Origin of the sequence: Neisseria sp. P0008.S002, from assembly GCF_051962805.1 — a bacterium.
Classification (GTDB): Bacteria; Pseudomonadota; Gammaproteobacteria; order Burkholderiales; family Neisseriaceae; genus Neisseria; species Neisseria perflava.
Window position 1 is genome coordinate 147,323 of sequence record NZ_JBQCUY010000006.1, and the last position, 7,679, is coordinate 155,001.

8 protein-coding genes are annotated in these 7,679 nt (G+C 39.1%); 1 reads left to right on the forward strand and 7 read right to left on the reverse strand.

Going from position 1 to position 7,679, the window contains the following annotated elements:
* Positions 1 to 49 precede the first annotated feature (49 nt).
* The 7 genes from ACTHSA_RS08380 to ACTHSA_RS08410 form a co-directional block, all read right to left on the reverse strand.
* The gene (locus tag ACTHSA_RS08380) at positions 50 to 1,306 is read right to left on the reverse strand and encodes a Y-family DNA polymerase (RefSeq protein WP_070587911.1); all 1,257 of its coding nucleotides are present in this window, start codon (positions 1,304 to 1,306) and stop codon (positions 50 to 52) included.
* On the reverse strand, positions 1,306 to 1,908 hold the full coding sequence (locus ACTHSA_RS08385) for a LexA family protein (RefSeq protein ID WP_070588052.1): 603 nt from the start codon (positions 1,906 to 1,908) through the stop codon (positions 1,306 to 1,308). The genes ACTHSA_RS08380 and ACTHSA_RS08385 overlap by 1 nt, the downstream gene beginning before the upstream one ends.
* Before the next feature lie 264 nt (positions 1,909 to 2,172).
* A complete protein-coding gene (locus ACTHSA_RS08390) occupies positions 2,173 to 2,922 on the reverse strand; it encodes a hypothetical protein (protein ID WP_440367015.1) in 750 nt (249 codons plus the stop codon).
* Between the two features lie 337 nt (positions 2,923 to 3,259).
* Positions 3,260 to 4,138: a recombination directionality factor gene (locus ACTHSA_RS08395; protein ID WP_070587915.1), complete on the reverse strand. Its 879-nt coding sequence runs from the start codon at positions 4,136 to 4,138 to the stop codon at positions 3,260 to 3,262.
* Between the two features lie 50 nt (positions 4,139 to 4,188).
* Positions 4,189 to 5,199, reverse strand: coding sequence for a YqaJ viral recombinase family nuclease (locus tag ACTHSA_RS08400; RefSeq protein WP_070587917.1), 1,011 nt, complete (start codon positions 5,197 to 5,199; stop codon positions 4,189 to 4,191).
* A 108-nt stretch (positions 5,200 to 5,307) separates the two neighbouring features.
* Positions 5,308 to 6,279 (reverse strand): DUF932 domain-containing protein, encoded by a 972-nt coding sequence (locus tag ACTHSA_RS08405; RefSeq protein WP_440367012.1) that lies wholly within the window; start codon positions 6,277 to 6,279, stop codon positions 5,308 to 5,310.
* 9 nt (positions 6,280 to 6,288) lie between these two features.
* Entirely contained in the window at positions 6,289 to 6,609 is a 321-nt protein-coding gene (locus tag ACTHSA_RS08410; protein ID WP_440367011.1) for a hypothetical protein, read from the reverse strand.
* 105 nt (positions 6,610 to 6,714) lie between these two features.
* Between ACTHSA_RS08410 and ACTHSA_RS08415 the strand changes: the two genes are divergently transcribed.
* Positions 6,715 to 7,679 (forward strand): hypothetical protein (locus ACTHSA_RS08415; RefSeq protein WP_440378868.1); only part of this gene is annotated, 965 nt, incomplete at its 3' end.

The window sequence follows — 7,679 nt, forward strand, 5'->3', positions numbered from 1 at the left end:
CCCGTACGGTAAAATTTCAAATATTATAGTTGATAATAAAATGCTTTTTCTATACGACTATCAAATCCTCTATTCTAGTCGTAAAACATGGGCTAAGATTATCTCGTGTCATTTTCCAGTCTTCACTATATAGCTCACTACCTAACTTAAGGCTTCCTCTGCCAAAGCGTTGGGTTAAATCATCCCAACACATCATCATGGCTTTGCTTCTTGTGGTGTTTTCTGAATGCCAAAAGTCCAGTTGCTCAACGGTCTCATTCTCTATACCAGACAATTCTACACCACACTTTTTGTAGTTATAGCCTGCACGGTATATGTGTTTTAAAAGATGTTGAGCAAGTCTGTTTAATTCCATCGTATCAGAGCTGCCTTTTACGAGAGCCATGATACGGTAATTGGAATATTGTGGCTCTTCTTTAAATCGGTTTGTGTGGATGAACACGGCAATTGTATTTGCTACGGTATGTTCCTTGCGTAATGCCTCTGCTGCTGATGAAACATGATGTGTAAGTGCTGAGCTGAGAGTATCTATATCTTGAACGGGCTTTCCAAAGCTACGGCTACGAATGAGTTGTTTTTTAACAGGGGGGATGGGTTCAAATTCCACACATGGAATACCTTGCATTTCCCTCTGTATTCGTTCAACAGTAACGCCGTATCTTGCTCTCAGTGTCTGTGTATCAGCCTTAACGAAATCATAGGCCGTCTGAATATTCTGTTGGGCTAAATGAGCTGATAATTTTCTCCCAATTCCCCAGATTTCAGATACCGGTTCACTGCGTAAGGCACGGGTTTGAATTTCTGCGGACCAATCATCCCAGACTACTACACCATTGAAATGTCTAGGATAGCGTTTTGCGAGATGATTTGAAAATTTGGCTAATGTCTTTGTGGGGGCAATACCAACACATGTAGGTATGCCGACCCATTGCAAGACACGCTCTTTAATTTCTAATCCACTCTGTGCAAGCCGATTCAATCCTCGCATATCAGCAAAGCATTCATCTATCGAATAAACTTCGATTTCTGGTACAAGTGAGGCAATTGTATTCATCATTCTTCGCGATAAATCAGCATATAGCTCGTAATTTGACGAATATGCTTTCAAATATCCTTGTCGGACCAAATGCTTTATCTGAAAATAAGGTACTCCCATTTTGATGCCTAGTGCTTTTGCCTCACGTGAGCGTGCCACCACACAGCCATCATTATTGGATAACACCACAATTGGCACATTTTTTAAATCAGGCCGGAAAACCCTTTCACATGAACAATAAAAGCTGTTTCCATCAATAAGGGCATACATTACTTGCCTGTCCTAACATCTTTTAAAACAAACGTTACGACACCTACAATGCTCCAGTTGTCTCCCTCTTTGGGAATGAAATTAGGATATTCTCCTGAAGCATTTTCAGAATGAAGCTCAAAACCTGCTTTAGTTTTAACCAACCTTTTAATCGTGAATTCATTACCCAAATCAGCCATGACAATATCACCATGTTTGAATGGAACAGAACGGTCTATAACTAGAATATCATCTTTATTTATCCCGGCATCAAGCATGGATAGTCCACCGCTTCGTACTGCAAACGTTGCAGAGGGATTACTAATCAGGTATTCATTAAAATTGAGTGTATCCTCAATATAACTTTGAGCAGGGGAAGGGAAGCCGGCTGGAATTCTTTCTACACCTAGCGGGATTGAAATATCAGAATGAGAAGCGTCTATTGGCATTGCATCTAGTGGTAAGCATGTGCTACGAGGTATCTCATCAGACAATGCTTCAATCATCTCATTTACGCGTGCCTCAATAATGACAGGGATTCTTTTGACTATTGTTTCTATTCCAGTCTTCTTACGTCCTGCACCTTTCCTGGCTCCACCATGTGTTCCTAGATTTTTACTCATAAAAAAGCTATCTTGATTAAAGTTACAGATTTCAAGATAGCTTGTTTTGATCATGGTGTAAAGTAAGATTTTATTGAGCTTATCCGATTAGTGAAATGTATCCAAGGTGCTTTCCTGTAGGTTCATTAAAGGGGTGAAAAATAACCTTCTTCCCTTTATTTGTTCCATTCTATTTGTCCATTCATCACTATAAGATAGGATGATACTAAATTCTGAACTACACCAACTGATATTATTATCATCTAACCGAGTTTTATTTAGAATTTAATATCGATTTTTATAGCTGATAGTCCCTTTTCTTCTCATTTCTTCCAAAGCACGGCTTCTTTCTGGATTCTGGGTATAAAGATGCGTTCTCTTTCGTCCTCTTGGGATAGTTCGGTCTGCATTACCTAAAGGAACATGACCTGTATTAAAGGCCCGCATGTGTTTAGGTAAATATTTCTGTTGTTGCAAATCCGACTGTGTTTCCTTAGCAAGGTAATAGCAAATCTGTCTGAGTTTATTGATATTATCATGATCCGAATATCCAATGACCAGACCCAAGATATACCGTTCATTCTCTATATCTTCAGATTGCCATGTGTTTTCATTCATACGAGCCAAATTAGAACTGTATGCTCGTCCTATACCTTTTGTAATCACATTTTCCCAATAACGACAGATACTATTTGCATAAATGATGTCATTTTGTACCCTCTGTCCATTAAAGAATAAGACCATATGACAATGCCAACCTGTCAAAGGTGCATACTCTATTTTGCTGATATAGGTAATGTAATGTTCAAACAGCTTGTTCTTACGGATATTGTTACGAAACTTAGTTAGCCAAAATCTTAGGTCAAAATAACCATGCTTATCGGTAAACTCTTTTTTGACATAGAAATCTACTCTGATAGGTAGAATCTTGGAGTATGAAGAGAATAAATTACTAATCAATGAGTTGATTGCAATTTCATGGTCTTTGTTAAATACATAATCCTTACTGAAGAAATCAGGATGTGGTTGATTCAATTTGAGGTGTTCCGACTGAATTTTAGGAAGAATGGGTCTTGTATTATGCATATTGGTTTGTCCTTCGTGATTTAGGTTAAGTAGGTATCAACCTGAGCTATCGCTTTACTGTTATTAATATTAATAATTCAATAACATTTAAAAACCTAAAATCAGATGATGGAAACTCATTGATTTTTCGTGGTTTAAAAAACGGAAAAGGTCGATATAGTTGCTGAATCGGAAATATCGTGGAGGTACACAGTTATTTCTATTCATATCCTTTACCTAAACAAAAAAAATTGAATCTATTTGTTTTAAAAAAGCACCATGCAATTGTGCATAGTGCTTTCTTAAATTAGGTATTAGCTGCTTTCTCCGCAATCTTTTCAGCCAAAGTAATGGCAGATTGAGAACCTTCCCGTACCGAAATGGCGGTTTTTTCAGGGTAGAACTCTTCAACAATCGCTACGCCGTCTTCCTCATTTTCTTCAAATGCTCCCGCAGCAAAACCGTTTCGAGCGGCTTCATCTAAAGCTTCCTGCTTAAAACCAGCTTGAATACGCTCTTCGTAGGTTTTATGAGCTTCATTGATGGCTTGATTCAGAGTCATTCCCTCCCGGATGACCAAATCCACATAGTAAATTGGTGTACGAAAAGACATCGTGGTTGATTTGCTACGTAGCTTGAGCTCTAGAGGCAGAGTGGACAGTTTCTTGCCTGATAAAGCAGAGAAATAATGCAGTCGAGATGCCAATGTACGAATGCTGTTAAACCCTGTGGTTCTGAAGATAAAACTACCCACTTCATCATCCTCACCGATTCGTACATTCAGACGACCATAAGGTTTGCATTGACCATTTGCACCTATCGGGCAGGAATTGGGACTAGGGCAGTATTCTGATTTAACCCCTTCAGGAGTGGTACGCTTACAGGATTCGCCATTACCAACACAGATCGGGCGACCTGTTTGTCGGTCAAACAAACTGTATTGGGCACGTAAATTTAAATCGGGGTCATCAAAAAGCAGCATTACCGGGATGGAACGGAGCTTTTCATTGGCTTTACGCAGTTGTTCATTAATCGGATGTGGTATCCATTTGCCATGCTTTTGTACTTGGGTAGTAATGGTAAACTCATCATCTTTAACGGGTACATTTTTACCGTTCTTCTCTTCGACTTTACCAATGCTGATACGACCAATGACAGGCGGTGTTAATGCGAGTCCTTTTAACATAGTGATTCCTTTTTGAATAAAAACAGACGACCGTCAGGCCGTCTGTTGGTTTATGCGGTTTTATTACTGAGTAAGAAGCGACGATTGCCAGCTTTCAGGATTTGGTATTGAAGAGCCAAATCAGGGTTTTCAGCAGCCATACGTTTACTATCTAAAACCATGCTGTCCTTGCTACGTTTATAGCTGATCGAGCCATTTCGAAACTTTGCGTGAGCAGCTGTACCCATTGCCTGAATCAACCGTTGCTGCATTTTGGCTTCGTCTGCATGGATAGACTTCAGTAGTTGCCGGGTTTCTTGCAAGTCATCAAACACATGATTCAAATCTGCATCAGCAGTTAAATCAACAACCTCACCGTCATCATTTGGAAATAGACAACGGAGAGCCTGCTCTGCTGACATAGAGCCATCAGCTGGTGGAGCGATATCGTTTTCAACGTAATACCAAAATTGACGCTCCAGCTTAATCAGGTTTTCAATCATAGTTTCATCACGTTCAATACGATGAATCTGCAAATCTTGGCCACAAATCAGAACAGCCACATCAGCAGTCTGTTTGCCGGTTACCGCCAATTGATGCATAACCTGAACTTGGACATAGTCAGGTATACCGTCCTTCCATAGTTTTGCTCCATTCATTCCTGCAGTTTTACACTCCAAGATTTGTACGTCAGTGTTTCCGACAATTTCACGGTCAAGATTAGCCAGCATAAAGGGAATGGTCGGATGCTGAAGTACGGCATTAACCCGACGTACCTTATTGCCAGTACGTTTACTGTAATGTTTAGCAACAATCGGTTCTAGGATAGTCCCCCAATAAACAGGCTGGGTATCATCCTCAATATCAATCTGTGGCAACATTTCCCCTCGGCCTGTTTTTTCCATCCACAGTGCCAAAGGGGATTTGTAGGGATTCAACCCAATTGCAGCTGCTGCATCAGAACCGCCAATACCCGATTGACGAACAGCAAGCCATTTATCACGTTCCATCTGTTTGGTTTCTACCAGACGGAGGGGTTTAGCATGATGAGAAGCTTTGGTTTGAGCTACTAAAGTATTCATTTAAAAATTCCTTTCTATACAAAAATAAAGCCCCTGTATCCTTTGGGATACAAGGGCTTTATTAGTTTGATTTAAGGTAAAAGAGAGGCCAACTGAACAACAGACGACTTATGCGACCAGTTCAAGAGCATGGTCTAAAGCGCGTTGTTTAAGAGCGGCACCTTGACCAAACCATGCACTATCTAAACGATATTCGTTAGAGCGAGCACGTCGTTCATGGTCTACATACTCAGTCATAGCACATAACAAACCCCACGCGGTATCTTTGGTAGCGCTGACTTGCATCCCTCGACCATGACCGTTGTACAGGTCTTGAACCTTAGCTAGAGCGCGTTCATTAGTTAAGCCTGCACCTGTTTTGAGATTGTCAGAGTTACAGAGTACCCGCATAAAGAAATGCATGGCTTCATGGTTTTTGATTTTACGTTCTGACAGCATTTTCATGCGGTACATAAACGAATCCCAGCCAGTTATTGCCATGCCTAATCTGCGTTTAACATCTTCAGCATCAAAGTTTGTACTATGTGGTACTTTAATCGAGGTAGAAGTACCATTTAAAGCAACCGCAAGCGTATTGGCACAAACTACACGGATAGTTGTCGGTGTGGCGGTTGTAGCCAAAGTACCATCACATGACGTAGCCAAGAGAAGATAGCCTTTAACCACATCATTGCCTTTTAAAACAGCTTCCTTACCTGTTCGTGCTAGAGCCCAAAACTTGCGTCCTGATTTTAAGACACCTGCCGTTTCCAACTCATAGCCTGCCTGCTCGGTTAAATCACGATAGAACTCTAAAACCTCCTGTGGTTGCACTACCTGATAACGTTTGCTTACCACAGACAAGGGTTGCTTGTTATCAGAACGAAACAGAACCTTGTGATCCTCAAAAGGCATAATTAGGGACTGGTGACCCAACTCAGGCATCTCAACATCATAGCGGACTGTTGATTCCTGGATTCTCCAATCCATCCCTGCAGCCTTTGCCCATACTTCGATAGGTTGTTTCTCAGGCAAATGATTGCCTAAGTTGTGCCACGGTGCTTTGCCTGTATAGGCCATTGTCTGAATATCATGAGCCATGATGCCCCCTTAATTGAATTCTGTGTCACAGTCTAAGCAGCGATAAAGGTCTAAAACAGAACCATCTAACTGTTCCCCAACCTTGCTACCAGCAATACTGCCTGAAACTGAACCTACCAAACCACCAAACAAAGCTCCAGCAATCGAGCCAGTTATTAAGCCAACTGGCCCGAATGCTGCGCCTACCACAGCACCATTTTCTGCACCAGTCCAAGCTCCTGAAACCCCCAAAACTCCTCCACTGACAGCTCCAATACGTGCGCCAACGGTTTTACCGATCTGACGCTCAATGACATTGTGTGAGTTACAATTCGGGCATTGAATTGACATATAAAACTCCTTGATATAACAATAGAAAAAAGCAGCTATGTAGGCTGCTTGGTTATTTCAAGTTAGTAATATATGGTTGAAAAAAAATAGAATAGAGAGATTATTATGGATAGTAATTTACGTCAGGTAAATGAGTTTATTAAAGTTATAGAACTAGTAGATGATTCAAATAAAGAAAGTGAAATAATACAAAGTATTGAAGACTTAAATATACCCCTATATTTTAAAGTAGGTAATAGAGCTTCTAGAGAGAAGATGGATATATATATCAAGAGAATGGCTCCTATTGATATATATTTAAGGCATATTAAAAATAAAAAATCTCCCAAAGATAGTAGTTATACCTTACCTAAAATTAGTATTTCTAGTTTGAATCTTTTCAAAAAAGAGACACCATTCGAATACAGGTTTTTAAATCAATTAAGTTTAATTAAACCAGTTCTTTTTCAAGACTATGGAGTAGGATTTACTTTTAGTAACCTGAATCTGAATAATTTAGATTATCCCAAGCTGGATGCGCCGATGATGATTGCTGTTTGTGGACAACCTGTAAATATGCATGAATACCAATTCAATGATGAGTTAAAGCAGGATTATGAAGAAGTTGAAAAATATTTAAAGAAAGAGGCTGAAAAGAAAGAGGCTGAGACTGGGCAAACGGAATTTTATTCATCAGTAACTTCATATTTCTTTGAAAAAAATCTCGAAGATATATTAATAGATAGCTTTGAAAATGAAGTTTCTGAGGCGGATAAAAAAGATTTTATTAAAAGGACAGGATTGTCACCACAAATAATTACTAAATTTTTTAATTCTAAGAAGGAGCAGCCACATTCACTCCCAATGGTACTAGATAAAATCAAAGTAGAAGCTGAAATTAAAAACTTTTATACAAATAATTATTATATATTTAATAATTATAATAATAAATTTGAACACGTAAATTATTTTTGGAAAAGAGGACCTCAAGGAGAAATATTCAATTTCTTTAAAAGTAATATTTTACAAGTTAATATCAATAAAAGCTTTCGTTTAAAATTTCAAGACTTGTATATTTTAAAATCTGATAT